This is a genomic window from Saccharothrix sp. NPDC042600, assembly GCF_040647305.1.
Lineage (GTDB): Bacteria > Actinomycetota > Actinomycetes > Mycobacteriales > Pseudonocardiaceae > Actinosynnema > Actinosynnema mutabilis.
This window is the reverse complement of record NZ_JBEZBW010000008.1, coordinates 113,402-137,658: the sequence shown is the minus strand read 5'-3', so window position 1 is coordinate 137,658 and position 24,257 is coordinate 113,402. Positions and strand designations below refer to the sequence as shown.

22 protein-coding genes are annotated in these 24,257 nt (G+C 72.4%); 7 read left to right on the top strand and 15 right to left on the bottom strand.

Translation table 11 applies throughout. The features are described from left to right. Positions 1–7 precede the first annotated feature (7 nt). Positions 8–1,453 carry an aldehyde dehydrogenase family protein gene (locus AB0A74_RS09100; protein ID WP_358248294.1) on the bottom strand — a complete coding sequence of 482 codons (1,446 nt, stop codon included), beginning with the start codon at positions 1,451–1,453 and terminating at the stop codon, positions 8–10. 47 nt (positions 1,454–1,500) lie between these two features. On the opposite strand from AB0A74_RS09100, the gene guaA reads away from it, so the two are divergent. Then, complete coding sequence (gene guaA / locus AB0A74_RS09095) at positions 1,501–3,069, top strand: glutamine-hydrolyzing GMP synthase (protein ID WP_358248293.1); 1,569 nt, start codon at positions 1,501–1,503, stop codon at positions 3,067–3,069. 74 nt (positions 3,070–3,143) lie between these two features. Here the strand turns inward: guaA and AB0A74_RS09090 are convergent, their stop codons facing one another. Further along, positions 3,144–3,344, bottom strand: coding sequence for a hypothetical protein (locus AB0A74_RS09090; protein WP_343935418.1), 201 nt, complete (start codon positions 3,342–3,344; stop codon positions 3,144–3,146). Beyond that, on the bottom strand, positions 3,337–4,542 hold the full coding sequence (locus AB0A74_RS09085) for a PspC domain-containing protein (protein WP_358248292.1): 1,206 nt from the start codon (positions 4,540–4,542) through the stop codon (positions 3,337–3,339). The genes AB0A74_RS09090 and AB0A74_RS09085 overlap by 8 nt, the downstream gene beginning before the upstream one ends. A 135-nt stretch (positions 4,543–4,677) precedes the next feature. On the opposite strand from AB0A74_RS09085, the gene AB0A74_RS09080 reads away from it, so the two are divergent. Both AB0A74_RS09080 and AB0A74_RS09075 read left to right on the top strand, forming a co-directional pair. Continuing rightward, complete coding sequence (locus AB0A74_RS09080) at positions 4,678–5,904, top strand: PspC domain-containing protein (protein WP_358248311.1); 1,227 nt, start codon at positions 4,678–4,680, stop codon at positions 5,902–5,904. A gap of 13 nt (positions 5,905–5,917) precedes the next feature. Further along, on the top strand, positions 5,918–6,583 hold the full coding sequence (locus AB0A74_RS09075) for a response regulator transcription factor (protein WP_337729239.1): 666 nt from the start codon (positions 5,918–5,920) through the stop codon (positions 6,581–6,583). A 6-nt stretch (positions 6,584–6,589) separates the two neighbouring features. On the opposite strand, the gene AB0A74_RS09070 is transcribed toward AB0A74_RS09075, so the two are convergent. Continuing rightward, positions 6,590–7,168, bottom strand: a complete 579-nt coding sequence (locus AB0A74_RS09070) for a TetR family transcriptional regulator (RefSeq protein WP_358248291.1) — start codon at positions 7,166–7,168, stop codon at positions 6,590–6,592. Between the two features lie 100 nt (positions 7,169–7,268). Between AB0A74_RS09070 and AB0A74_RS09065 the strand changes: the two genes are divergently transcribed. Both AB0A74_RS09065 and AB0A74_RS09060 read left to right on the top strand, forming a co-directional pair. Continuing rightward, the gene (locus tag AB0A74_RS09065; RefSeq protein WP_358248290.1) at positions 7,269–8,060 is read left to right on the top strand and encodes an SDR family NAD(P)-dependent oxidoreductase; all 792 of its coding nucleotides are present in this window, start codon (positions 7,269–7,271) and stop codon (positions 8,058–8,060) included. Beyond that, the gene (locus tag AB0A74_RS09060) at positions 8,060–9,424 is read left to right on the top strand and encodes a cytochrome P450 (RefSeq protein ID WP_358248289.1); all 1,365 of its coding nucleotides are present in this window, start codon (positions 8,060–8,062) and stop codon (positions 9,422–9,424) included. Before AB0A74_RS09065 ends, AB0A74_RS09060 begins: the two co-directional genes overlap by 1 nt. A gap of 309 nt (positions 9,425–9,733) precedes the next feature. On the opposite strand, the gene AB0A74_RS09055 is transcribed toward AB0A74_RS09060, so the two are convergent. The 5 genes from AB0A74_RS09055 to guaB form a co-directional block, all read right to left on the bottom strand. Beyond that, positions 9,734–11,176, bottom strand: a complete 1,443-nt coding sequence (locus AB0A74_RS09055; RefSeq protein WP_358248288.1) for an FAD-dependent monooxygenase — start codon at positions 11,174–11,176, stop codon at positions 9,734–9,736. After that, complete coding sequence (locus AB0A74_RS09050) at positions 11,173–12,132, bottom strand: MBL fold metallo-hydrolase (protein ID WP_358248287.1); 960 nt, start codon at positions 12,130–12,132, stop codon at positions 11,173–11,175. The genes AB0A74_RS09055 and AB0A74_RS09050 overlap by 4 nt, the downstream gene beginning before the upstream one ends. Before the next feature lie 55 nt (positions 12,133–12,187). Continuing rightward, entirely contained in the window at positions 12,188–13,912 is a 1,725-nt protein-coding gene (locus AB0A74_RS09045) for a GMC family oxidoreductase (protein WP_358248286.1), read from the bottom strand. 108 nt (positions 13,913–14,020) lie between these two features. After that, on the bottom strand, positions 14,021–15,154 hold the full coding sequence (locus AB0A74_RS09040; RefSeq protein ID WP_309115161.1) for a GuaB3 family IMP dehydrogenase-related protein: 1,134 nt from the start codon (positions 15,152–15,154) through the stop codon (positions 14,021–14,023). Between the two features lie 45 nt (positions 15,155–15,199). Further along, positions 15,200–16,711, bottom strand: coding sequence for an IMP dehydrogenase (guaB, locus tag AB0A74_RS09035; protein WP_358248285.1), 1,512 nt, complete (start codon positions 16,709–16,711; stop codon positions 15,200–15,202). A 70-nt stretch (positions 16,712–16,781) separates the two neighbouring features. Here guaB and AB0A74_RS09030 point away from each other — a divergent pair, with 70 nt between their 5' ends. After that, a complete protein-coding gene (locus AB0A74_RS09030; protein ID WP_309115159.1) occupies positions 16,782–17,231 on the top strand; it encodes a DUF5319 domain-containing protein in 450 nt (149 codons plus the stop codon). A gap of 109 nt (positions 17,232–17,340) precedes the next feature. Here the strand turns inward: AB0A74_RS09030 and AB0A74_RS09025 are convergent, their stop codons facing one another. The 5 genes from AB0A74_RS09025 to AB0A74_RS09005 all read right to left on the bottom strand — a co-directional run bounded on the left by AB0A74_RS09025 (position 17,341) and on the right by AB0A74_RS09005 (position 21,691). Continuing rightward, entirely contained in the window at positions 17,341–18,156 is an 816-nt protein-coding gene (locus AB0A74_RS09025; RefSeq protein ID WP_358248284.1) for an anti-sigma-D factor RsdA, read from the bottom strand. Positions 18,157–18,240: 84 nt separating this feature from the next. Continuing rightward, a complete protein-coding gene (locus AB0A74_RS09020; protein WP_121225037.1) occupies positions 18,241–18,813 on the bottom strand; it encodes a sigma-70 family RNA polymerase sigma factor in 573 nt (190 codons plus the stop codon). A gap of 235 nt (positions 18,814–19,048) precedes the next feature. After that, positions 19,049–19,645, bottom strand: coding sequence for a response regulator transcription factor (locus tag AB0A74_RS09015; RefSeq protein WP_015805222.1), 597 nt, complete (start codon positions 19,643–19,645; stop codon positions 19,049–19,051). Positions 19,646–19,725: 80 nt separating this feature from the next. Continuing rightward, positions 19,726–20,742, bottom strand: coding sequence for a hypothetical protein (locus AB0A74_RS09010; protein ID WP_358248283.1), 1,017 nt, complete (start codon positions 20,740–20,742; stop codon positions 19,726–19,728). A gap of 19 nt (positions 20,743–20,761) precedes the next feature. Beyond that, positions 20,762–21,691: a MerR family transcriptional regulator gene (locus tag AB0A74_RS09005; protein WP_358248282.1), complete on the bottom strand. Its 930-nt coding sequence runs from the start codon at positions 21,689–21,691 to the stop codon at positions 20,762–20,764. A gap of 281 nt (positions 21,692–21,972) precedes the next feature. Here AB0A74_RS09005 and AB0A74_RS09000 point away from each other — a divergent pair, with 281 nt between their 5' ends. Beyond that, a complete protein-coding gene (locus AB0A74_RS09000) occupies positions 21,973–22,269 on the top strand; it encodes a WhiB family transcriptional regulator (protein ID WP_121225031.1) in 297 nt (98 codons plus the stop codon). Between the two features lie 353 nt (positions 22,270–22,622). Here AB0A74_RS09000 and groL read toward each other — a convergent pair whose 3' ends face one another. Next, the gene (gene groL, locus AB0A74_RS08995) at positions 22,623–24,245 is read right to left on the bottom strand and encodes a chaperonin GroEL (protein WP_358248281.1); all 1,623 of its coding nucleotides are present in this window, start codon (positions 24,243–24,245) and stop codon (positions 22,623–22,625) included. Positions 24,246–24,257: the final 12 nt, after the last annotated feature.

The following is a 24,257-nucleotide window of genomic DNA, read 5'->3' as shown; positions in this document are numbered from 1 at the left end:
CGGGCGGTCAGAGCGTGATGCCGGTGAGCACCATCGTGCGCTCCTCGGTGAAGTCCTCCATCGCCGACCGCACGCCCTCGCGCCCGGTGCCCGACCCCTTCACGCCGCCGTAGGGCATCTGGTCCGCGCGGTAGGACGGGACGTCGCCGATGATCACCCCGCCGACCTCCAGCTCGGCCGCCGCCTCGAAGGCCACCGTCACGTCCCGGGTGAACACGCCCGCCTGCAGGCCGTACCGCGTGGCGTTGGCCTGCGCGAACGCCTCCTCCACCGAGTCCACGACGGACACCGCGAGCACCGGCCCGAAGACCTCCTGGTGCCACAGCCGGGCGTCCGCGGGCACGTCCTGGAGCACGGCGGGCTCGACCGACGTCCCGGTCCGGCCGCCGCCCACGTGAAGGGTCGCGCCGCCGGACACGGCCTCGGCCACCCACTCCTCCACGCGGCGGGCGTTGTCCTCGTCGATCAGCGGCCCGACCTCGACCTCCGGGTCGTGCGGGTCGCCGGTCTTCAGCGCGCGGACCGCGGCCACCAGCTCGGGCACGAACTCGTCCGCCACGTCCCGGTGGACCAGGACCCGCTGGACCGCGATGCACGACTGGCCGGCCTGGTAGTTGCCGAAGGTCGCGATGCGGGCCGCCGCCCAGCGCAGGTCCGGCCAGTCCGGGCACACGATGGCCGCGCTGTTCGAGCCCAGCTCCATCACCACGTGCTTGCGCGGCGCGCTGTCGGTCAGCGACCAGCCCACCTCGGTCGAGCCGGTGAACGAGATGACCGGCAGGCGCTCGTCGGTGACCAGCGACTTCATGTCCGCGCCGCGCACCGGCAGCACGGAGAAGACGCCCTCGGGCAGGTCGGCCTCGGCCAGGACCTCGCCCAGCAGCAGCGCGGACAGCGGCGTCGCGGAGGCCGGCTTCACGATCACCGGGGCGCCCACCGCCAGCGCGGGGGCGACCTTGTGCGCGACCAGGTTGAGCGGGAAGTTGAACGGGGCCACGGCCAGCACCGGGCCGCGCGGGACCCGGCGGACCACCGCCAGGCGGCCCTCGCCGTTCGCGTCGGTGTCCAGGCGCTGGAGGTCGCCGGTGAACCGCCGGGCCTCCTCGGCGGCGAAGCGGAACGTGTTGACCGCCCGCTGGACCTCGACGTTCGCCCACTTGAGGGGCTTGCCGTTCTCGGCGGTGATGGTCTCGGCGATCTCCTCGGCGCGCTCGGCGAGGGTCTGGGAGACGTGCAGCAGCGCCTTCGCCCGGACGTGCGCGGGGGTGCGGCGGAACTCCCTGGCCACGGCCGCCGCGGCGGCCACCGCCCGTTCCACCTGGTCGGGACCGGGTACGGCGACCGACGCGACCTCCGTGCCGTCGTAGGGGTGGGTGACGGTGGTGGCCCCGGCGCCCTGCTCCGGACGTCCGGCGATCCAGCAGGGGCGTGGCTGCGGGGTGAACGCGTCCATGGGGCACAACCTAGGCCGTTCTGAGCACCCGGTGCAGGTCTGAGACGATGTCAGCCGTGTCTGAGAGCAGCAGCCGCCCCGTTCTGGTCATTGACTTCGGTGCGCAGTACGCGCAGCTGATCGCCCGTCGCGTGCGCGAAGCGCAGGTGTACTCCGAGGTCGTGCCGCACACCGCGAGCGTGGCCGAGCTGGTGGAGAAGGACCCGGCCGCCATCGTGCTGTCCGGCGGCCCCTCCAGCGTCTACGAGCCGGGCGCCCCGCAGGTGGACCCGAAGCTGTTCGACGTGGGTGTCCCGGTGTTCGGCATCTGCTACGGCTTCCAGGCCATGGCGGGCGCTCTCGGCGGCACCGTCGAGCACACCGGGACCCGCGAGTACGGGCGCACCGAGGTGAACGTCCAGGCCAACGGGGGTCTCCTGCACGAGGAGCTGCCCGGCAACCACCCGGTGTGGATGAGCCACGGCGACTGCGTCACCCGGGCACCGGAGGGCTTCACCGTGACGGCGTCCAGCGACGGCGCGCCGGTGGCCGCGTTCGAGGACCGGGAGCGCCGGTTCGCGGGCGTCCAGTACCACCCGGAAGTGGGACACTCTCCGCACGGCCAGGAGGTGCTGCGGCGGTTCCTGCACGAGATCGCGGGTATCCGGCCGCAGTGGACGACGTCGTCGATCGTGGACGAGCAGGTCGCCCGGATCCGCGAGCAGGTCGGGGACGGGAAGGCCATCTGCGGCCTGTCCGGCGGCGTGGACTCCGCCGTCGCGGCGGCCCTGGTGCAGCGCGCCATCGGCGACCGGCTGACCTGCGTGTTCGTCGACCACGGGTTGCTGCGGGCCGGCGAGCGGGCGCAGGTCGAGCGGGACTACGTGGCCGCGACCGGCGTGAAGCTGGTCACCGTGGACGCGCGCGAGCGGTTCCTGGGCGCGTTGAAGGGCGTCACGGACCCGGAGGAGAAGCGCAAGATCATCGGCCGCGAGTTCATCCGCGTGTTCGAGCAGGCCGAGCGCGACCTGAAGGCCGAGGGCGACTACCGGTTCCTCGTGCAGGGCACGCTGTACCCGGACGTGGTCGAGTCCGGCGGCGGCGCGGGCACGGCGAACATCAAGAGCCACCACAACGTCGGCGGCCTGCCCGACGACCTGCAGTTCACCCTGGTCGAGCCGCTGCGGGCGCTGTTCAAGGACGAGGTGCGCCGGGTCGGCACGGAGCTGGGGCTGCCGGAGACGATCGTGCAGCGGCAGCCGTTCCCGGGGCCGGGGTTGGGCATCCGGATCATCGGCGAGGTGACGGCGGAGCGCCTGGAGATCCTGCGCAAGGCCGACGCGATCGCCCGCGAGGAACTGACGTCGGCGGGCCTGGACCGCACGATCTGGCAGTGCCCGGTGGTGTTGCTGGCGGACGTGCGCAGCGTGGGCGTGCAGGGCGACGGGCGGACGTACGGTCACCCGGTCGTGCTGCGGCCGGTGTCGTCGGAGGACGCCATGACGGCCGACTGGACGCGCCTGCCGTACGACGTGCTGGAGCGCATTTCGACCCGGATCACCAACGAGGTGGCGGAGGTCAACCGGGTCGTGCTGGACGTGACGAGCAAGCCGCCGGGCACCATCGAGTGGGAGTGATCCCACCGCGAACGTGCAGAAGGGCCGCTCCTCGTGGGGAGCGGCCCTTCGCGTTGTGGGGGTTGTCGCCGTCGTCAGCGGCGGCGGGCGGAGCCGGCCAGGAGGCCCAGGCCGATGACCATCGCGGCGCCCGCCAGGGCCCAGCGCAGGTCCAGGAAGTCCGGCCACGCCGCCCCGTCGGACAGCATGTACGCGGCGGCGACCAGGGCCGCGACCCCGAACACCGCGCCCACCACGTCGACGCCCCGCTTCTCCTTCAGTTCCCCGTCAGCCACGGCTCACCACCACCTCTCCCATGCCGGCCTTCACGTCCAGCTCGATCTTCAGCCCGCCCTCGCCGTCGGGGCCGTTGTCGGTCACCCGCTCGGTCGGGCCCTTGCCGTCCGCCCGCTTGTCCAGGCAGGTCACCGCGCCCATGTCGGCGTGGCACACCGCGACCACGTCCGCGTTCTTCGGCACGATCACCCGCGCCTCCCCCAGGCCGATCTCGACCGCCGTCCGCACCGTGCCGGACGCGGGCAGCCCGGTCAGGTCCACGTCCACGGTGCCGATGTTCGACTCGTACTTCTGCTGCACGTCCACGACCGCCGTCGGCCGCGCCGACACGTCCCCGTACCGGTCGGACTCGCTCCACTCCGGGAAGTCCACCGTCGTCATCACGATCCCGGCCACGCTCAGCGGCACGACCAGGCCCATCAGGCCCTTGCCGCCGCCACCGCGGAACGCGCCGACCAGCATCCCCAGGCCGAGCGTCGCGACCACCAGGCCGATGACGTGCGGCGCGGTGAACCAGTCGCTGTACCCGGCGGCCACCATCGACCCGGCCAGCACGACCAGCGCCAGCCCGAACGTCGCCCCGCCGACGCGCGACTTGCGGCGCGTCCGGGCCGGGGTGACCGGCACGGGCGGGGTGGTCGGGGTCGGCTCGGGCAGGTCCCACGCGAACGGCGCGGCGCCCAGCGGGTCCCAGGCGGGCGGCGTGACGCGGGTGGTCTGGGCGTCTGCGGTGTCCACGGGGCTCACCTCGGGGATCGGAGCGGGACGGTTCAGCGCGCCGCGGCCTCGGTGCAGCGCGTAGATGGCGCCGACGGACAGCAGGAGCCCGCCGACCATGGTGAAACCGCCGTCCACGAACAGCCCGGACGCCGGCAGCACCGCCAGCCCGAGCAGCACGGTCAGCGGCGCGGGGGTGGAGCTGCGGCCCCGGCCGACCAACGCCTCCGCCGCGGAGGTCTCGTCACCCTCCTGGGGGAGGAACAACCACCCCAACAGGTAGATCAGGATGCCCGCGCCGTTGCACAGCGCCATGGCCACGAACGCGACCCGGACGATGACCGGGTCGATCTGGTACCGCTCCGCGATACCGGCGGCGACACCGGCGACCTTGCGCCCCTCGTGTGGCCGCCTGGGCCTGCTGACCCAGAAGTCCTTGAGCGTCTGCTCGACGCCGGCTGTGCTCAGGTTCCCGCTCACGATGACGAGCATCGCCGTTGCCGGGCACGATGCGCATCGGGGACCCACCCTGAACCCGGCATCGGGTGGAACCCTGATGAATCCGAAATCCGCTCGTGTGACGATCGGACCGTGACCTCGCAGGTGGTGGAGACCGTGGACAGGCAACCGACCGCGGCCAGGCCGTCCCGCTTGCCCGAACCGGTGCGCCGGCGGCGCGGCGGCCGGGTCGTCGCCGGCGTGGCCGGGGGCGTGGCCGACCACCTCGGCGTGGACGTGTTCTGGGTGCGCGCGGCGTTCGCGGCCCTGACCGCCCTCAACGGCGTCGGCATCGTCGCCTACGGCCTGCTGTGGCTGTTCGTGCCGCAGCGGGACGTGGACGCGCCGGAACGGCCTTCGGGGTCCAAGGAGCGGCAACAGGCGCTCGGACTGGTCGCGCTGGGCATCGGCGCGGCGGTGATCAGCGGGCTGGTGTCCGGGCCGGTCAGCGGCTGGATCGTCGGACCGCTCGCGGTGGCCCTGGTCGGCGCGGCCGTGGTGTGGCGCGAGGCGGACGAGGCCCAGCGGCGGCGCTGGCGGGACGGCGCGCGGTCCGGGCTGCTCGGCAGCGGCCGGTCGGCGGTCGTGCGGGTGCTCGCGGGCGTGGCCCTGGTCGCCATCGGCATCGGCGTGCTCCTGGTCAACAGCTACGGCATCGACCAGCTCAGGTTCGCGCTGCTCGCCGTGGTCGCCACGCTCGGCGGCGTGGCCGTGCTGACCGTGCCGCTGTGGATCAAGCTGATCAACGACCTGGGCGAGGAGCGCCGGGTCCGCATCCGGACCGAGGAACGCGCCGAGATCGCCGCCCACCTGCACGACTCCGTGCTGCAAACGCTTGCGCTGATCCAGAAGCAGTCCGAGAACCCGCGCGAGGTCAAGCGCCTGGCCCGAGGCCAGGAGCGCCAGCTGCGCGAGTGGCTCTACGGGCGCAACGTCGAGGACAACAACCAGCCGACCACCCTGTCCGCGGCCATCGCCAAGGCCTCCGGCGAGGTCGAGGACCACTTCGCGCTGACCGTCCAGCAGGTCGTCGTCGGCGACTGCGAGCTGGACCCGAACCTGCTCGCCCTGGTGCAGGCGGCCCGGGAGGCGATGGTCAACGCGGCCAAGCACGCGGGCGTCGGCGAGATCAGCGTCTACGGTGAGGTGGAACCCGAACGGGTGACCGTGTTCGTGCGCGACCGCGGCAAGGGCTTCGACCCGGACACCGTCCCCGAGGACCGGCATGGCCTCGCGGACTCGATCCGGGGGAGGATGGACCGGCACGGCGGCGAGGTGCGGCTGCGCACCACCCCCGGCGAGGGGACGGAAGTGCAGCTCTACATGCCGAGGTCCGGGAACTAGGAGGGGTGCGGACGTGACAGGCCGGGAAACGCCGGTGCGGGTGTTCCTCGTGGACGACCACGCGCTGTTCCGCGCCGGGGTGCGCGCCGAGCTGGACTCCATCACCGACGAGGTCGACGTGGTGGGCGAGGCGGGTTCCGTGGGCGAGGCGGTCGTGGGCATCAACCACGTCCGCCCGGACGTGGTGCTGCTGGACGTGCACATGCCCGACGGCGGCGGGGCGGAGGTGCTCCGCCAGGTCCGGACGACGCTGCCCGAGGTGGTGTTCCTGGCCCTGTCGGTGTCCGACGCGGCGGAGGACGTGATCGCCGTGATCCGCGCGGGCGCGCGGGGGTACGTGACGAAGACGATCTCCAGCCAGGAGCTGGTGCGCGCGGTGGTGCGCGTGTCCGAGGGCGACGCGGTGTTCAGCCCCCGGTTGGCCGGGTTCGTGCTGGACGCGTTCGCGGACCGGCCGGGCGCGGCCCCGATCAGCGACCCCGAGCTGGACCTGCTGACGCCCCGGGAGCGGGACGTGCTGCGGCTGCTCGCGCGCGGTTACGCGTACAAGGAGATCGCGTCGGAGCTGTTCATCTCGGTGAAGACGGTCGAGACGCACGTGTCCAGCGTCCTGCGCAAGACCCAGCTGTCCAACCGCTACGAGCTCTCGCGGTGGGCCTCGGACCGCCGCCTGGTCTGAGCCCGGTCAGTCGTGGCGCGGCGGTTCCGCCGCGCCCTTGACCAGCATCAACAGGCCGTCCACCAGGTCGTCCGTGCCGGAGCCGGTGGCGAGGGCGCGCAGCTTCATGCCCATGATCAGCCCGACGACGGCACCCGCCACCTTCTCCGCGTCCGGCACGCCCAGCGCGGTCAGCACGGTCGCGGCCAGCTTGTCGTAGGCGGTGAAGCAGGCGGAGGCCGCGTCGCGCAGCTCGGGGTCCCGGCCGGCGTGCAGGTACAGCTCGTAGGGGGCGATGCGCTCGCTGTCCTGCGGCACGGTGTTGGCCACCTCGCGGACCAGTTCGACCACGTGCCCGAGGTCGGCGCACTCCCCCTGCGTCTGCCGGGCGAGCTGCCCGAAGTGCCTGGTCTCGCAGTCGACGAAGTGCAGGAGGCTGGCGCGCAGCAGGTCTTGCTGGGTGGCGAAGTGGTAGGTGACCGAGCCGAGCGAGACCCCGGCCTCCTGGGCGATGCGGCGGTTGGTGACGCCCGCCACGCCGTCGTCGCCGATGATCCGCAGCACCGCGCTGATGATCCGCTGCCGCGTCTCGGCCGGTCTGGTCATGTCCCCATCTTCCCGCACCGGACCAGTGGCCCGGTCGTCGCCGCGTGCGATTTCGGATACTGTTCGTTCGAACGAACAGTATTCACCCGGGAGGACCGCGATGCACGTCAGGGGAAGCACCGTGCTGTTGACCGGCGCGACGGGCGGCCTGGGGCACGCCATCGCCCGCGCCTTGGCCGCACGGGGTGCGCGGCTCGTGCTCACGGGCCGCAAGGAGGCCGAGCTGACGGCGCTGGCCGCCGAGACCGGTGGCCGGGCGCTGGTCGCCGACCTCGCCGAGCCGGACGGCGTGCGGGCGCTGGTGGCGGCGGCGGGCGAGGTGGACGTGCTGGTCGCCAACGCGGCCCTGCCGGCCAACGGGAAGCTCACCGACTTCACCCCGGAGGAGGTGCGGCGGGCGTTGAGCGTGAACCTGGACGCCCCGATCGCCCTGACCCACGCCCTGGTGCCGGGCATGGTGGAACGCCGGCGTGGGCACGTCGTGCTGATCGGGTCGTTGGCGGGCAAGGTCACCTCGCCCTACGCGTCGCTCTACAACGCCACCAAGTTCGGGCTGCGCGGGTTCGGCCTGGGGGTGCGGCAGGACCTGGCGGGCACGGGCGTCGGGGTGTCGGTGGTGCAGCCCGGGTTCGTGCGGGACGCGGGGATGTTCGCCGACACCGGGGCCAAGCCGCCGGCCGGCATGCGGACCGTGTCGCCGGAGCAGGTCGCCGCCGGCGTGGTCGAGGCGATCGAGCGCAACCGCGCCGAGGTCAACGTGGCCCCGGTGGAGCTGCGGGTGGCCAGCACGCTCGGCGGGGCGTTCCCGGGGTTCGTGGAGGCGATCCAGCGGCGCACGGGCGCGGACGACGTGATGGAGCGGATGTCCGCGTCGAACAAGGCCAAGCGCTGATGGCCGCCCCGGTCATGGACACGTCGACCATCCCGCACCCGCGCTGGCGGGTGCCGCTGATCGGCGACGTCATCGGCACGTCCCGGCGCACCCCCGTGCAGGACACCATGCGCCAGGGCCGCGACCTGGGGCCGATCTTCACGCGGCGGTTCCTGGACCGGGAGATCGTCTTCATCGGCGGGGCCCACCTGACCGCCGAGCTGTCCGACGAGAAGCGCTTCGCCAAGCACCTCGCCCTGGGCGTCGAGGAACTGCGGGTCATCGGCGGCGACGGCCTGTTCACCGCGTACAACGAGGAACCGAACTGGAAGGCCGCGCACGACGTCCTGATGCCGGCGTTCACGCAGAGCGCCATGCGCGCGTACCACCCGGCGATGGTGGACGTGGTGGGCGAACTGGTCGGCAAGTGGGACCGGGGCGGCGTGGTGGACGTGTCGGCGGACATGACCAACCTGACCCTGGAGACCATCGGGAGGGTCGGCTTCGGCTACCCGTTCGACTCGTTCCGACGCGAGCAGGCACACCCGTTCGTGCGGGCGATGATCGGGTCGTTGCGCCATGCGCAGCGGAAGAGCTTCCAGTTCCCGTTGGCGGCGAAGCTCTTCGGACGAGCGGCCGAATCGCGCTACCGGGCGGACGTGGCGTACCTGGCGGAGGTCGTGGACGAGGTGATCCGGGCGCGGGTGGCGTCGGGCCCGTCGACGGACCGCCCGGACCTGCTGGACCTGATGCTGGCGTCGGGGGCGTTGGACGAGGTGAACGTCCGGAACCAGGTCATCACGTTCCTGATCGCGGGGCACGAGACGACGTCCGGGGCGCTGTCGTTCGCGCTGTACTACCTGTCCCGCAACCCCGCGGTGGTGGAGAAGGCGCGCGCGGAGATCGATGCCGTGTGGGGCGACGTCGAGGCGCCGGCGTTCGAGCAGGTGACCAAGCTGCGGTACGTGCGCCGAATCCTGGACGAGGCCCTGCGCCTGTGGCCCACCGCGCCGGGGTACGCGCGGGAGGCTCGGGTGGACACCGTGCTGGATTCGCGGTACCCGATGCGCGCGGGGCAGTGGGCGTTGGTGTTGTTGCCCTTGGTGCACCGGGACCCGACGGTGTGGCCGGAACCGGAGCGGTTCGATCCGGACCGGTTCGCGCCGGAGGCGGTCCGGGCGCGGGCGGGGCACGTCTACAAGCCGTTCGGGACCGGGGAGCGGGCTTGCATCGGGCGGCAGTTCGCGTTGCACGAGGCGACGTTGGCGTTGGGGGCCGTGTTGCGGCGGTACGAGTTGACGCCGGATCCGGAGTACCGGTTGCGGGTGGTGGAGATGTTGACCTTGAAACCGGAGGGGTTCAGGTTGACCGTTCGGCGTCGGTGACCGGCGGGCCTTTGGCTCGGCGGGGCTCGGCGTGGGCGGGCTCGGCGCGGGCGGGCTCGGCACGGGCAAGCTCGGCGCGGCCTCGCTTAGCTGGGCGCGGGCCGGCCGGGCGCGGCATGCATGAGCCGGACGCGGCGCGGATCGGCAGAGCACTGCGTGGATGGCTGGGCTCGGCGCGATTGGGTCGGTTGGGCGGCGCGGATGGCTCGGCGCGGACGGGGCGGCGCGGACGGGGCGCAGATGAGTGCGGCGCGGGGGTGGTGCCGCTTGGCTTGGCTCTCCCTGCGCCGCCATCCTTGGGTGAAAATTTTAGTTCAGTGAAGTGAAACCTTTAGCTCGCTGAAGGGCGGCGGCCATGCGCGCGGGCATATGCGGGCCCACGCGTTCCGTTGCGGGTGTGGAGGCGGCGGGTGCGGAGGCGGCGGGTGCGGAGGCTAGGGGCGTCGAGGTTGAGGGGGTCGAGGCTGGGGGTACGGAAGTGGGAGAGGGTGTGGGAGCGGGTTCGGGTGGGAGGTGGTGGGTGGCGTAGTGGCCGTCTGGGCGGATCAGGGATTTGGCGGTCAGGGTGAAGGTTGGGCCGTAGGTGGAGCCGGCGGGGGCCAGTTCGCCGGTGCAGCCCGGGGACGTCAGGGGTGAATCCCGGTAGGGGAACGGCTCGAACAGCCTGCCCGAGTCGATGCGAGCCTTGTCGCCGCGTTCCAGCGCCTCCAGGCGGTACCGGCGCTCCTCCTCCGTCGACGGCACCAGGAAGCGCATCGTCGCGCCCGTCACCCGCAAGTTCTCATCAGCCGCCGCGCCGCGCTCGATCTCGTACGACGGCAGCAACGCCGGTCCCGCCTCACCCGCCCGGTCCAGGGCGATCTTCCACGTCGCGTTGTCGGCGTCGCAGATGCCCGAGTTCAAGCCCCGCGCGCCGAACGGGCTCATGACGTGCGCCGCGTCCCCCGCGAGGAACACCCGACCCACTCGGAAGCGCTCCGCCCGACGCTGGTGGAAGCGGTACGTGGACTGCCACAGCACCTCGTACGGGCGCTCGCCCGTGATGCGCCTGATGTGCTCGTCCGTCAGCCGGAAACCCTCCGGGACCTGCCAGTCGATGCGGTACACGCCGCCCGGTTGCGGGTGCAGCAGCACCTGGCGGCCCGGGTTCCAGGGCGGGTCGAAGTGGAACAGGCGCTCGGGTTCCGCATGACCCAGGTCCACCCGGATGTCCGCGATCACGAACAGGTCCCGGAACGAGTGGCCCTCGAACGAGATGCCCAGCAGGTCGCGGATGGTGGACTTCACGCCGTCGGCGGCGATGCAGTGGGTGCCGACAACGACACTGTCCACAGTAGACAAAGTGACTCCGTCATCGTCCTGCGAGATGCCTACTACCCGTTGCCCGTAACGGAGATCGATCAGCGGCTCGGCCCGCACCCGTGCCTCCAGGATGCGCTCCACCTCCGTCTGCGGCGTGTTCACGAACGGCGGGAAGCCCGGTCGCCGCGGCAGGTCCAGGGTGAGCACCTCGCGCCCCCGGAAGAACGTCCGACCGCGGTACCAGGTGACGCCGGCCTCGACCACCGACCGCCCCACGCCGACCCGCTCCAGGACGTGCAGGACGTCGTGCTGCAAGCAGATGGACCGGCTGCCGACAGCGGTGCGGGCGTCGGCGGCCTCCAGGACCACCGTCGGCACCCCGGCGCGCGCCAGCAACAGGGCCGCCGTCATGCCCACCGGCCCCGCGCCGACCACCACGACCGGGGTCACCGCAACGCCGCCCACACCTCTTGGTCGCGTTCGGCGGTCCAGATCCGCGGCCAGTCGACGCCGTCGCACTCGTCCCAGTACCGCTGCACGTTGAACGGCAGGCAGTGCTCGAAGATCGGCCACCGGCCGTACCGGGGCGCGAGGGCGTCGTGGGCGGCCCGGAAGGCCTCCGCGACCGTGCCGCCCGAGCGGTGGACGGTGCCGACCGTGCGGCGCAGTTCGTCCAGGAAGTGCCGGGACTGGGCGATCGCCGCCTCGACCTCGCCGCGGTCCCGCGCCACCGCGCCCCGGCCGCCGACCAACTGCTCCGCGCCCAGGGCGGCGACGGCGTCGAGCGTGGTGGAGGCCCACTCGTCGTGGAACGCGTCCCCGGTGTAGAGGGCGGCCCGGCTCTCGACCAGGTCGCCCGCGAACAGGATCCGCTGCTGGGGCAGCCACGCCACGATGTCCCCGGCGGTGTGGCCGCGTCCGCAGTGGCGCAGTTCGAGGTCGCCGCGGTCGCCGCCGAGCGGGATGGTGAGGCGGTCGGTGAAGGTCAGGGTCGGCCAGGTCAGGCCGGGGACGGAGGCGGGGTCCTCGAACAGGCGCGGCATGCGGGCGTACTCGCTGGCCCAGTCCTGCTCGCCGCGTTCGGCGATCAGGGCCCGGGTGTTCTCGTGCGCGATGACCTGCTCGGCCCCGAACGCGCTCGCGCCCAGCGTGCGGACGGCGTGGTAGTGGCTGAGGACCAGGTGGCGGACGGGTTTGTCGGTGTGCTCGCGCAGGAGGTCGAGCCACCGGCGGGCGGCCACGGGTGTCGCGCGGGCCTCGACGCAGACGAGGAAGTCCTCGCCCTCGATCGCGCCGACGTTGGGGTCGCCTTCGGCGGTGAGGGCGTAGACGCCTTCGGCGAGGCGGACGAACTCCTCGTCCTTGGGTGCGAGGTCGGCACTGGACGCAAACGGCTTCGCTGCCACGCCTCCCACCATAGGGGCGGCCACCACCCGCTGCCCCGGCCGAGTTCGAGCGGGTTCACGCCTTGGTGCGGACCTCCACGATCGGCAGCCGCAGGGCGCCGGGAGCGTCGGCCGGGACGGCCGGCCGCACCGGGGTCACCGCGGGCACCCGCCGGTAGCCCTCGCCCTGCGCCGGGCGCTGGTCGGCCTCGCCCTTGTTCGGCCACAGCGAGAACGCGCGTTCCGCCTGCGCCGTGATGGTCAGCGACGGGTTCACGCCCAGGTTGGCCGAGATCGCCGCGCCGTCCACGACCGACAGGCCCGGGTAGCCGTACACGCGGTGGTACGGGTCGATCACGCCCGACTCCGGGTCCGAGCCGATCGGGCAGCCGCCGATGAAGTGGGCGGTCAGGGGGATGTTGAACAGCTCGCCCCAGGTGCCGCCCGCCACGCCGTCGATGGTCTCCGCCGCCAGCAGGTTCGCCCGGTGGCCGGCCGGGATGAAGGCCGGGTTGGGTTCGCCGTGGCCCTGCTTGGAGGTGAGCTTCCGGCCGAAGACGCCCTTCTTGGTGTACGTCGTGATCGAGTTGTCCAGGCTCTGCATGACCAGCAGGATCACGGTCCGCTCGCTCCACCGGTGCACCGACAGCAGCCGCGCCAGCCGCACCGGGTGCCGCACCGCCTGGACCAGGAACTGCAGGATCCGGGGCGTGGACTTGGCGCCGTCGGTGGCCAGGGTCTGGAGCAGGCCCATCGCGTTGCTGCCCTTGCCGTAGCGCACCGGCTCGATGTGGGTCTGCTCGTCGGGGTGGATGGACGACGTGATGGCCACGCCCTGGCTGAAGTTGCGGTCCTCGTCCACCGTGAAGCGGCCGGCGCCGATGATCGCCTCGGAGTTCGTGCGGGTCAGTTCGCCCAGCTTGCGGGACAACTTCGGCAGCGCGCCCTCGTCGCGCATCCGGTGCAGGAGTTGCTGGGTGCCCCACGTGCCGGCCGCCAGCACCACCTGACCGGCGGTGATGGTGCGCCGGCCGCGCCGCAGCTTGGCGCCCGTGCGCCGGGTGTCCACCGACCACGTGCCGTCCGCCGCCTGGCGCAGGCCGGTGACGGTGGTCAGCGGCAGCACCTCCGCGCCGTTGCGCTCGGCCAGGTACAGGTAGTTCTTGACCAGGGTGTTCTTCGCGCCGACCCGGCAGCCGGTCATGCACTCGCCGCACTCGGTGCAGCCCGTGCGGGCCGGTCCCGCGCCGCCGAAGTACGGGTCCTCGGCGGGTTGGCCCGGCGCGCCGAAGAACACGCCGACCGGCGTCGGGTGGAAGCTGTCGGCCACGCCCATGCGCTCGGCGACGGTCTTCATGACCTCGTCGGACGGGGTGGTGCTCGGGTTCGGCACGACCCCGAGCATCCGGCCGGCCTGGTCGTAGAACGGGGCCAGCTCGGACTCCCAGTCCGTGATGTGCGCCCACTGCCGGTCGTTGTAGAACGGCTTGAGCGGCCGGTACAGGGTGTTCGCGTACACCAGCGACCCGCCGCCGACGCCGGACCCGGCCAGGATCATCACGTTGCGCAGGGCGTGGATGCGCTGGATGCCGTAGCACCCCAGCGCGGGCGCCCACAGGTACCGCTTGAGGTCCCACGACGTGGTGGCGAACTCGTCGTCGGCGAACCGGCGGCCGGCCTCCAGCACGGCGACGCGGTAGCCCTTCTCGGTCAGCCGGAGGGCGGCGACGCTGCCGCCGAAGCCCGAGCCGACGACCACGACGTCGTAGTCCGTGCGGATGTTACCGGCGAGTTCACCCATGAGGGGCAGATTAGGCGTAACCCGAAGTAACAGCTAGTCCCAATCGGTTCAGTCCCCCGAACGCACGAAACCCCCCGCCCGTGGACGAGGGGTTTCGCACGGGATCGGTCAGCCGCGGACGGTCAGGCCGACCTTCTGGAACTCCTTGATGTCGGAGTAGCCGGTCTTGGCCATCGCGCGCTTGAGCGAGCCGAACAGGTTCGTCACGCCCCGCGGGTCCACCGACGGCCCGAACAGCAGGCTGCGCAGGTCCACCACCTGGTCCACGCCGGTGGACACGTGGCTGCGCGGCACCGACGGGTGCGCCGACGCCGCCGTCCAGTACAGGCCCTGCCCCGGCGCCTCGGCCGCCGCCGCGAGCGGCTCGCCCAGCATCACCGCGTCCGCGCCGCACGCGATCGACTTGGCCACGTCACCGCTGGTCAGCACGCCGCCGTCGGCGATGACGTGCACGTACCGGCCGCCGGTCTCGTCCAGGTAGTCCCGGCGCGCCGCCGCCGCGTCCGCGATGGCCGTGGCCATCGGCACGCCGATGCCCAACACCGAATCCGTCGTGGTCACGCCCGGGGTGTAGCCGTAGCCGACGATCACGCCCGCCGCGCCGGTGCGCATCAGGTGCATGGCCGTCCGGTAGTCGCCGACGCCGCCCGCGATGACCGGGATGTCCAGGTCCGCGATGAACGACTTCAGGTTCAGCGGCTCGCCGTCGCGCGACACGTGCTCGGCGGAGATGATCGTGCCCTGCACGACCAGGATCTCCACGCCCGCCGCGAGCAGGTCCGGGGTCAGCTCGGCGGCCCGCTGCGGGCTGACCCGCACCGCCACCGTGACGCCCGACTCGCGCACCTGCTTGATCGCCTCGGCGATCAGGTCCATCCGCACGGGGGCCTGGTGCAGCTCCTGCAGCACCTTGACCGGCGCGGCCGGGTCGTCGGTGTCCTCCACCGACTGGACCAGCCGGAACAGCGCCTCTTCCACGTCGCCGTGCCGCGCCCACAGGCCCTCGGCGTTGAGGACGCCCAGACCGCCCAGCTCGCCCACCGCCACCGCCGTGCCGGGCGAGACGATCGCATCCGTCGGGTGGGTGATCAGCGGGATCTCGAAGCGGTAGGCGTCGATCTGCCACGCCGTCGAGACGTCCTTCGACGAACGGGTCCTGCGGGACGGGATGATCTCGATGTCGTCCAGCTCGTAGGCCCGCCTCGCGGTCCGGCCCATGCCGATCTCGACCAGATCGCGCACCTTGTGTCGTCCTCTCCTTGACCTGCGGAACCCGTGGACTCTAGCTCAGCGGGTCGTGTAGTTCGGCGCTTCCACGGTCATCGTGATGTCGTGCGGGTGGCTTTCCTTCAGGCCGGCCGCCGTGATCCGCACCAGCTGCTTGTCCTGCAGCTCGGCGATCGTGCGCGACCCGGTGTAGCCCATCGCCGCCCGCAGACCGCCCGCGAGCTGGTGCACGACCTGGGACAGCGGGCCGCGGAACGGCGTGCGGCCCTCGATGCCCTCGGGCACCAGCTTGTCCTCGGACAGCACGTCGTCCTGGAAGTAGCGGTCCTTGGAGTAGGACTTCCGGTCGCCGCGGCCCTGCATCGCGGCCAGCGAGCCCATGCCGCGGTAGGTCTTGAACTGCTTGCCGTTGACCAGGATGAGGTCGCCGGGCGACTCGGCGGTGCCCGCCAGCAGGCTGCCCAGCATGACCGCGCTGGCGCCCGCGGCGATCGCCTTGGCGATGTCGCCGGAGTACTGGATGCCGCCGTCGCCGATCACCGGCACGCCCGCCGGGCGGCACGCCAGCGACGCCTCGTAGATCGCGGAGATCTGCGGCACGCCCACGCCCGCGACCACGCGCGTGGTGCAGATCGAGCCGGGGCCGACGCCGACCTTCACGCCGTCCGCGCCCGCGTCCACCAGCGCCTGCGCGCCGGCCCGGGTGGCGACGTTGCCGCCGACCACGTCCACCTCGTCGCCCAGCTCCTTCTTCACCCGGGCGACCATCTCCAGCACGTTGCGCTGGTGGCCGTGCGCGGTGTCGACCATGATCACGTCGATGCCCGCCTCGGCCAGGGTCATGGCGCGGGTGAAGCTGTCCTCGCCGACGCCGATCGCGGCGGCGCACAGCAGGCGGCCGTCCGGGTCCTTCGAGGCGTTCGGGTACTGCTCGGTCTTGACGAAGTCCTTGACCGTGATCAGGCCGCGCAGCTTGCCGTCGCCGTCGACGATCGGCAGCTTCTCCACCTTGTGGCGGCGCAGCAGGCCCAGCGCGGCCTCCGCGGACACGCCCACCTGGGCGGTGACCAGCGGGCCCTTGGTCATGACCTCGCTGACCTTGCGCGAGTGGTCCACCTCGAAGCGCATGTCGCGGTTGGTGATGATGCCCACCAGCTTGCCCTGCGCGTCGGTCACCGGGACGCCGGAGATCCGGTAGCGGGCGCACAGCTCGTCCACGTGGCGGATCGTGTCGTCGGGGGAGCACGTCACCGGGTCGCTGACCATGCCCGCCTCGGACCGCTTCACCGTCTCGGCCTGCCGCGCCTGCTCCTCGACGGACAGGTTGCGGTGCAGCACGCCGATGCCGCCCTGGCGGGCCATCGAGATCGCCATCCGGCTCTCGGTGACGGTGTCCATCGCGGCGGACGCGAGCGGCACGCGGAGGGTGGTGTTGCGGGAGATGCGGGTGCTGGTGTCCACGCCGCTCGGCACGACCTCGGACTCGGCCGGCAGCAGCAGCACGTCGTCGAAGGTCAGTCCCAGCATCGCGAACTTGCTCGGGACTCCGTCAGCGTTCAACTCGCTGGTCATGGCGGCCGGTGAGCCTTTCCGTCGTGCGGCGATCCCGCCGACCGCGAAGTGGGGTTTTCCGCAGGCGGCGATGGGTTCAGCCCATGGTATCTGGACGTGGTCGGGGGTCTCTTCGGTACCGTGCGGGGTCGTGCCGCACGACGCGTTGCCACCAGACCCGTTCGCGGGCGACCCCGAGGACCCGGCGTTGTCCCTGGGTTCGCCCGACGAGGACCACGACCACCCGCCGATGGACGACGTCGAGCGGGCCGAGCTGATCGGCGACCTGAGCGACCTCGCCGTCTACCAGGCGCTGCTGGAACACCGTGGTGTCCGGGGGATCGTGGTGGACTGCGGCGAGTGCCAGGAGCCGCACTACCACGACTGGGCACTGCTGCGGTCGTCGCTGGAACAGCTGCTCTCCGACGGCCGGATGCGCCCCCACGAGCCCGCCTACGACCCGGACCCGACGGCGTACGTGTCGTGGGAGTACTGCCGCGGTTACGCGGATGGGGTCACCGCCACCGAGGGCGCGCGCTGAGCCGTGTGACGGAAGACTCGGCCCGAATGTGACGAAGCCCGCCCCTGCTACCTGGGGGCGGGCTTCGTTTTGCGAGGCCGCGCGCCGGAGGCGCGCAATCCGACACCGCTCAATTGCCGGTCGGGCTCGCGTTCGGTTGCTCTGAACCCGGCTCGTTGCGGGTCTCGCCGCCCGAAGGCGGGTCGTTGCTCGGTGGCGGAGCGGCGGTGCCGTCGGTGGTCGGCACGGTCGTCGTCGTGGTCGGGGCCGTGGTCGTGGTCGGCTCCGGGGTCGTCGTGGTCGGCGACGTGGACGACGGCGTGCTCGGCTCGGTCGGCAGCACGGAGGTCGTCGACGGCGAGTGGCTCGCCGGCGGGTTGGTCGGCGCCGGGTTGGTGCTGGTCAGCTCGCGGACCAGCGACTCGTGCTTCTGCGCCAGGTCGGCCTTGCCGTCGTCGGCGGAGATGGACGGCAGGACCGTGCTCGCCTTGTCCAGCAGCTCGCGGGCCTCGGTGTAGCGGCCCTCGCGCAGCGCGGCGCGGGCGGTCTCCAGGTCGGTGCGGACCGTCACGGCCGCTTCCACCGACCGGGCGTGGTCGGAGTACAACACCCTGGTCAGACCCCACAGCGCGTCACCCGGCTGGGCGTCGCGGGCCACCAGGCTGACGCCGGTGAACGCGATCGCCAGCACGGCGGCGGCGCTCGCCAGCGGGATCAGGAACCGGTGGCGGCCCCGTTGCTGGGGCTGCGCGGCGGCGATCGTGGCCACCGCGGTGTCGGTGTCGACCAGTTCGCCCACCGGGCGGCTGTCCACTTCGCGCCGCCACGCGAGCAGCAGCGCGTTCAGCTCGTCCTCGACGAGCCCTTCCGCGTGTCCGCGCCCGCCCAGCGCGTCCAGCAGAGCGTCATCCGCTCGGATCCCCGCGAGGTCGTCACCGGGCTCCACCAAGGGGTCATCCGAGGTGAGCGGGGTTCTCTCATCTCGTCCGCGCACGACTTCTCCATCGCCCTTCTCGTGCTGGTCGGCCACTCAGACCACCTCCTCCGCTGCCAACGACTTGCGGAGGCGGGCCAAGGCGCGGTGCTGCGCCACTCGAACGGCGCCCGGCGTGGAGCCGACGGCGTCGGCGGTCTCCTCGGCCGACAGGCCGACGACCACGCGAAGCAGCAGGATCTCCCGCTGCTTCTCCGGAAGGATCTTCAGGAGCTGGGCCATCCGGCCGGACAGCTCGCCCTGCATGGCGCGCTGCTCGGGACCGGCTTCCGTCTCGGGGGCGTCGGGCACCTCCGGCACCGGTTCGGACCGGTTCCGGGCAGCTGAGCGATGCGCGTCGGCCACCTTGTGCGCTGCGATCCCGTAGACGAACGCCAAGAACGGCCGACCCTGGTCGCGATAGCTGGGCAGGGCCGTCAGCACCGCGAGACACACCTCCTGGGCCACGTCGTCCGCCGAAGCGAAAGACCTCTCCTGCCTTCCGACTCGGGCGCGGCAGTACCGCACCACCAAGGGACGAATGGATGCCAGCAGCCGCTCGATCGCGTGGCGGTCGCCATCGACGGCCGCGCCCACTTCGGCGTCCAGTCCGTCCCCCAAGTTGGTCATCGCAGACAACAGCCCTGGTGTTACGTGTAGGCGTACCGACAACGAACAGCACGGTGCGACGGACGTCGCCCGTACCGGTGACACTCACCGTACCGGTCGCGGGACCGGATGCACGCAAAAGGGGTCTTTGGACCCCATCTGACCTGCCGACACGCCCTAACAACGAGCCGGCCCGGCGACGGTGACGTCACCGGGCCGAATCAGTCGAATCGGCGAAGGAGGGAGTCCCGATGTCCTAGGACACCAGGCCGCGGCGGAAGCCGTGCGCGACGGCCTGCGCGCGGTCGCGGACGCCGAGCTTGCGGAACAGCCGGCGCGCGTGGGTCTTGACGGTGTCCTCGGACAGGTACAGCTCGCGGCCGATCTGCCCGTTGGACTTGCCCTGGCTCATCCCGCGCAGCACCTGGAGCTCCCGCTCGGTGAGCTGGACCCCCGGGTCGGACGGCTGGCGCGGCGCGGGCACGGACGTGCTCGCGAGGGTGTGGGCGAGCGCGGCCACCAGCTCGGGACGCGAGGCGTCCCAGCGGAGGTAGCCGCGGGCGCCGCCGGCGATGGCGGCGGCGATGCTCCCCGCGTCGTCGGGCGCCCCGAAGACGATGACGTTTGCCTGCGGGTTGGCCGAGACGAGTCGCCGGGTCGCTTCGACCCCGGTCGGGACGGCGCGCTGGGTTCCCACCAGCACCACGTCGACCGGCTGCCGGGAGAAACGCGCCAACAACTCGTCACCGTGCGCTACGCAGTCGATGCGGCTAACCCCGGGGACAGCCGACATCACGCGGGTGAGACCCTCCCGCACACTGCGCCGGTCGTCGCAAATAAGGACCGTGGTCACGGGGACTCCTTCCTGCAGCCGAGTGACGTTCCACTTCCCCTATCGGACGCTAGGGGCGGAACCTTGACACGATCCGGTGCTTAATCCGTCAAGAAGTTCGTCTCAGCGTCTGCGTTCGGGGGTTCCCCGGAACGGAGCAGCGATGCCGGGACCCACGGCGAAGAGGCGGCGATTCGTCGGCTGATCGGATCAGCTCTCCGTAACACGCAGCTCAGAGCGTTGGCGGCGGTTTCCCGGAGCTCGGCGGTCTCCGCACTATTGCGGACTGCCGGGCTGGTCAGGAGCACGAGCGCCGTCGGCCAGATCAACGAGGAGAGGCCGTGGTGGTTGGTGTGATTTAGGTCACACTGTAGCAGGCGGACGCCCCGATCGACGCTTTCGGGTGTCCCCCACACCACTAATGCGGTCCCCAGGACGAGCTTGGACTTGAGGACGTGTCGCGTCGCGCCGGCGGCCTCGGCGTGCCGGAGAGCGGCCTCGGCGGGCCCGACCGCTCGCTGGGCGTGACCGCTGCCCAGCTCGATCTCGGCGGCGACCCAGCCGTGCCGGACGCGGGTGCGCCAGGAGTGGGGGGTGACGCGGGCGTGAAGGCGGCGGGCTTCGTCGGTGCGACCGGCTCCCAGGGCGTCGGCGGCCAGGCCCAGGAGCGCGTCGGCCCGGGCGCCGGCGGGATCGACGCCGTCGGGGTCGGTGGCGGTGGTCGCGGGGCCGGTGGCGGTCGCGCCGGCGGGCGGGGCGGTTGTCGGGGCGGTTGTCGGGGCGGCGGCGGGCGGGGCGGTTGTCGCGCCGGCGGCGGGCGGGGCGGCGGCTGCGGCGGCGTGGGCGGCGGCGGTCAGGGCCAGGGCGTCCAGTGGGCGGGCGGCGGTGTGGCCACCCAGTTGGCGGCGGTGGGAGGCCAGGGTCGAGGCCGCCAGGGAGACGATCAAGTGATCACCGGACCGGAGGAGTCCGCCCAACGCGGTGGCCGCCGCGGCGTAGTGCCCCCGGCCGCCGAGCGCGACCGCCGCCAGCCACCGCTCGCGCGGCGTCCCGGCCAGGGCCCACCACACGTCCGCGCCCGGCCGGTCGCCGAACGCCGCAGCTCGCAGCTCGTCCACCCGGCCACTGTAGGCGGGGTCAGCACACCGCCCGTTCCACGGCGTCCGCCGCCTCGGCCAGGCCGTTGATCCGCTCCGCGGGCGACGGCACGACCCCGCGCTCCCAGCCCGGTCCCCCGACGAACAGCCGCACCTGCTGCCGCGTCCGGGGCAGGGCCGTCACGGCACCCGGATCGGCGTAACGCGGCAACTGCGCCCACAGCACCACGGCGGCGGGCGCGGTCCGTCTCACCGCGTTGGCGAGGGCGTCCAGCGGGAGGGCCGCGCCGAGCTGCCGGACGTCGATCCCGCGCCGGGCCAGCTCCGCGGCCAGCGGGTACAGCGGCAGGTTGTGCCGTTCCTCCGGCATGCACGCGAGCAGCACCGGCCGGTGGTTGCGCGGTTCGGCGACGATCGGGGTCGCGCGGACCATCGCGGCCAGCACGCACTCGTCCAACAGGTGCGACACCTCGACGCCCGCGCCCGAGTGCTCCCAGCGCGCGGCGATGGCGGCGAGGACCGGCCGGACCACGTCGTCCCAGGTGGCGACCACGCCGTCCTGCGCGATCGAGTCCGCGAGCAGCACCTGGACGGCGGCCGAGTCCATCGCCAGCGCCGCCCGGCCGACCCCGCGCGCCAGCCGGCTCGCGCCCGGCAGCTTGAGCCCGCGCCCGCCGGCGGGCGGTGCGCCGGTGTCGAACTCGCCGCCGGTCAGCACGGGCGGCGGGGCGACGGTCCGGCGGACCAGCCGGGGCTGCGGGACGGGCGTGGCGAGGGCGTACTTGGCCGCCTCGGCGCTCGACGCGCCCCGCAGCAGGGCCCGTTGCATCAGTTCGAGCCGGGCCACGTCGTGCGGTGCGTACTTGCGGTGTCGCCCGGTGGTGTGATCACTGGGTCCGAGGCCGTACCGCCGGTCCCAGGTGCGCAGCGTGGCCGGCGCGACGCCCAGCCGCCGTGCGACCGCGGCCACCGACAGGGGCACCGAATGCGCAGGATCGTCTTCTGCCGCAACGGTTTCCTGGGCGTCGTCGAGCGGCGCCGCGGTGGGCTCGGGGGGCGTCATCACGCTGACATCGTCCGTTCACCTGACGTCACGGGCAACTCCGGGGGTGACCTCGACTGATCACCCATCGAATGAATTGCGCATTTGTGCGGCCCACCCCCTTGAACAAGTTTTGGCGCGGTTCTACGGTGGATCATCGTTAAGCCGAATGGAGCAGTTCTCGTCAGTGGGCCAAGGAGGCGGTCTCGATGGCGGACACCCGAAGGCTTCCCGGTCCCAACGCCGACCTGTGGGACTGGCAGATGCGCGGCTCGTGCCGCGGGATGGACAGCGCGTTCTTCTTCCACCCGGACGGGGAACGCGGTCCGGCGCGGGCGCGGCGGGAGGCACGGGCCAAAGCCGTGTGCCTGACGTGTCCCGTGCTGGAGATGTGCCGGCGCCACGCGCTGGCGGTGCAGGAGCCCTACGGGATCTGGGGTGGTCTCTCGGAGTCCGAGCGGGACAGCATCATCAAGGCCCGCAAGCGCCAGCCCGCGATGGCCTGACGCGAACGGGGAAGACCACCTCCGGCCGGAGGGGCGGCGCTCCGCACGCCGCCCCTCCGCCATGTCCACCTCACGACCCGCCCCCACGACACACACCACGCCGCCCGGACCCGCAGCCCCCACCGCCGGACTCGCCAACCGCCGGGCTGGCCACTGTCCGCCAGGCCCACCCCGCCGCCGGGCCGGCACACCGCCCAGCCGCCGAACCCGTCGACCTGAGGCCGGCCGCCACCAGGCCCGCCAGGCCCAACCACCGCCAGGCCCAACCGCCGAAGCGCGCCCGCTCGAACGCCGAAGGGGGCGGCACCCGTGTGGGTGCCGCCCCCTTCGGACGAGCGTGGAGCCGGTCGGCCTCAGTGGCCGTGGCCGTGACCGTGGCCGTGACCGGCCGCGGCGGGCTCCTCTTCCTTCTTCTCCACGACCGCGCTCTCGGTGGTGAGCACCATGCGCGCGATCGACGCGGCGTTCGCCACGGCGGAGCGGGTGACCTTCACCGGGTCGATGATCCCGGCCTCCAGCAGGTCGCCGTAGGTCAGCGACGCCGCGTTGAGGCCGAAGCCCCAGTCCTGCTCGCGGACCTTGTTGACCACCACGGCGCCTTCCAGGCCCGCGTTGGCCGCGATCCAGAACAGGGCCGAGCCCAGGGCCTCGCGCACGACCGCGACGCCGGTCGCCTCGTCACCGGACAGGCCGAGACCGCCGTCCAGCACCTTGGAGGCGTGCACCAGCGCGGAACCGCCGCCGGGGACGATGCCCTCCTCGACCGCCGCCTTGGTCGCCGCCACCGCGTCCTCGATGCGGTGCTTGCGCTCCTTCAGCTCGGTCTCGGTGGCCGCGCCGACCTTGATCACCGCGATGCCGCCGGACAGCTTCGCCAGCCGCTCCTGCAGCTTCTCGCGGTCCCAGTCCGAGTCGGTCGCCTCGATCTCGCGGCGCAGCTGCTCCGCGCGACCCGCCACGTCGGCCTTGGCGCCGGCGCCGTCGACGATGGTCGTGTCGTCCTTCGACACCACGACCCGCCGCGCGGAGCCCAGCACGTCCAGCCCGGCCTCGGCCAGCTTCAGGCCGACCTCGGCGGAGATCACCGTGGCGCCCGTGACGACGGCGAGGTCGTCCAGGAACGCCTTGCGGCGGTCGCCGAAGTACGGGGCCTTGACCGCGACCACGCGCAGCGTCTTGCGCAGGGCGTTGACCACCAGGGTGGACAGCGCCTCGCCCTCGACGTCCTCGGCCACGATGACCAGCGGCTTGCCGGCCTCCGCCACCTTCTCCAGCAGCGGGAGCAGGTCGGCCAGGGCGCTGATCTTCTCGCGGTGCAGCAGGATGCGCGCGTCCTCGAAGACGGTTTCCTGGGCCTCCAGGTCGGTCGCGAAGTGCGCCGAGATGTAGCCCTTGTCGAACTGGACGCCCTCGGTGATCTGCAGCTCGGTGGCCAGCGTCGAGGACTCCTCGACGGTGATCACACCGTCCTCGCCGACCTTCTCGATGGCCTCGCCGAGCAGGTTGCCGATCGACGCGTCGCGCGAGGAGACGGTGCCGACCTGCGCGATGTTGTCCCGACCCTTGACCGGGGTGGCCTTGGCCTTGAGGGCGTCCACGACGGCGTCGGCGGCGGCCTGGATGCCGCGGCCCAGCGACGTCGGGTTGGCGCCCGCGGCGACGTTGCGCAGACCGACCCGCACCATGGCCTGGGCCAGGACGGTCGCGGTCGTGGTGCCGTCGCCGGCCACGTCGTTGGTCTTCGTGGCCACGCTCTTGGCGAGCTGCGCGCCCAGGTTCTCGAAGGCGTCTTCCAGCTCGATCTCGCGGGCGATGGTCACGCCGTCGTTGGTGACCGTCGGCCCACCGAACTTCTTGTCGAGCACCACGTGCCGGCCGCGCGGACCCAGGGTCACCTTGACCGTGTCCGCCAGCTTGTTCACGCCGCGCTCAAGAGCCCGACGAGCGTCCTCGTCGAAGCTGATCTGCTTGGCCATACCTAGCCTCTC

What these genes read in the sequence shown, in the direction of transcription:
- AB0A74_RS09100 (WP_358248294.1), bottom strand. Translation starts at nt 1,453, where the DNA reads ATGGACGCGTTCACCCCGCAGCCACGCCCCTGCTGGATCGCCGGACGT.
- guaA (WP_358248293.1), top strand. Translation starts at nt 1,501, where the DNA reads ATGTCAGCCGTGTCTGAGAGCAGCAGCCGCCCCGTTCTGGTCATTGAC.
- AB0A74_RS09070 (WP_358248291.1), bottom strand. Translation starts at nt 7,168, where the DNA reads ATGACCAGACCGGCCGAGACGCGGCAGCGGATCATCAGCGCGGTGCTG.
- AB0A74_RS09065 (WP_358248290.1), top strand. Translation starts at nt 7,269, where the DNA reads ATGCACGTCAGGGGAAGCACCGTGCTGTTGACCGGCGCGACGGGCGGC.
- AB0A74_RS09060 (WP_358248289.1), top strand. Translation starts at nt 8,060, where the DNA reads ATGGCCGCCCCGGTCATGGACACGTCGACCATCCCGCACCCGCGCTGG.
- AB0A74_RS09045 (WP_358248286.1), bottom strand. Translation starts at nt 13,912, where the DNA reads ATGGGTGAACTCGCCGGTAACATCCGCACGGACTACGACGTCGTGGTC.
- guaB (WP_358248285.1), bottom strand. Translation starts at nt 16,711, where the DNA reads ATGACCAGCGAGTTGAACGCTGACGGAGTCCCGAGCAAGTTCGCGATG.
- AB0A74_RS09030 (WP_309115159.1), top strand. Translation starts at nt 16,782, where the DNA reads ATGGGTTCAGCCCATGGTATCTGGACGTGGTCGGGGGTCTCTTCGGTA.
- AB0A74_RS09020 (WP_121225037.1), bottom strand. Translation starts at nt 18,813, where the DNA reads ATGACCAACTTGGGGGACGGACTGGACGCCGAAGTGGGCGCGGCCGTC.
- AB0A74_RS09000 (WP_121225031.1), top strand. Translation starts at nt 21,973, where the DNA reads ATGGCGGACACCCGAAGGCTTCCCGGTCCCAACGCCGACCTGTGGGAC.
- groL (WP_358248281.1), bottom strand. Translation starts at nt 24,245, where the DNA reads ATGGCCAAGCAGATCAGCTTCGACGAGGACGCTCGTCGGGCTCTTGAG.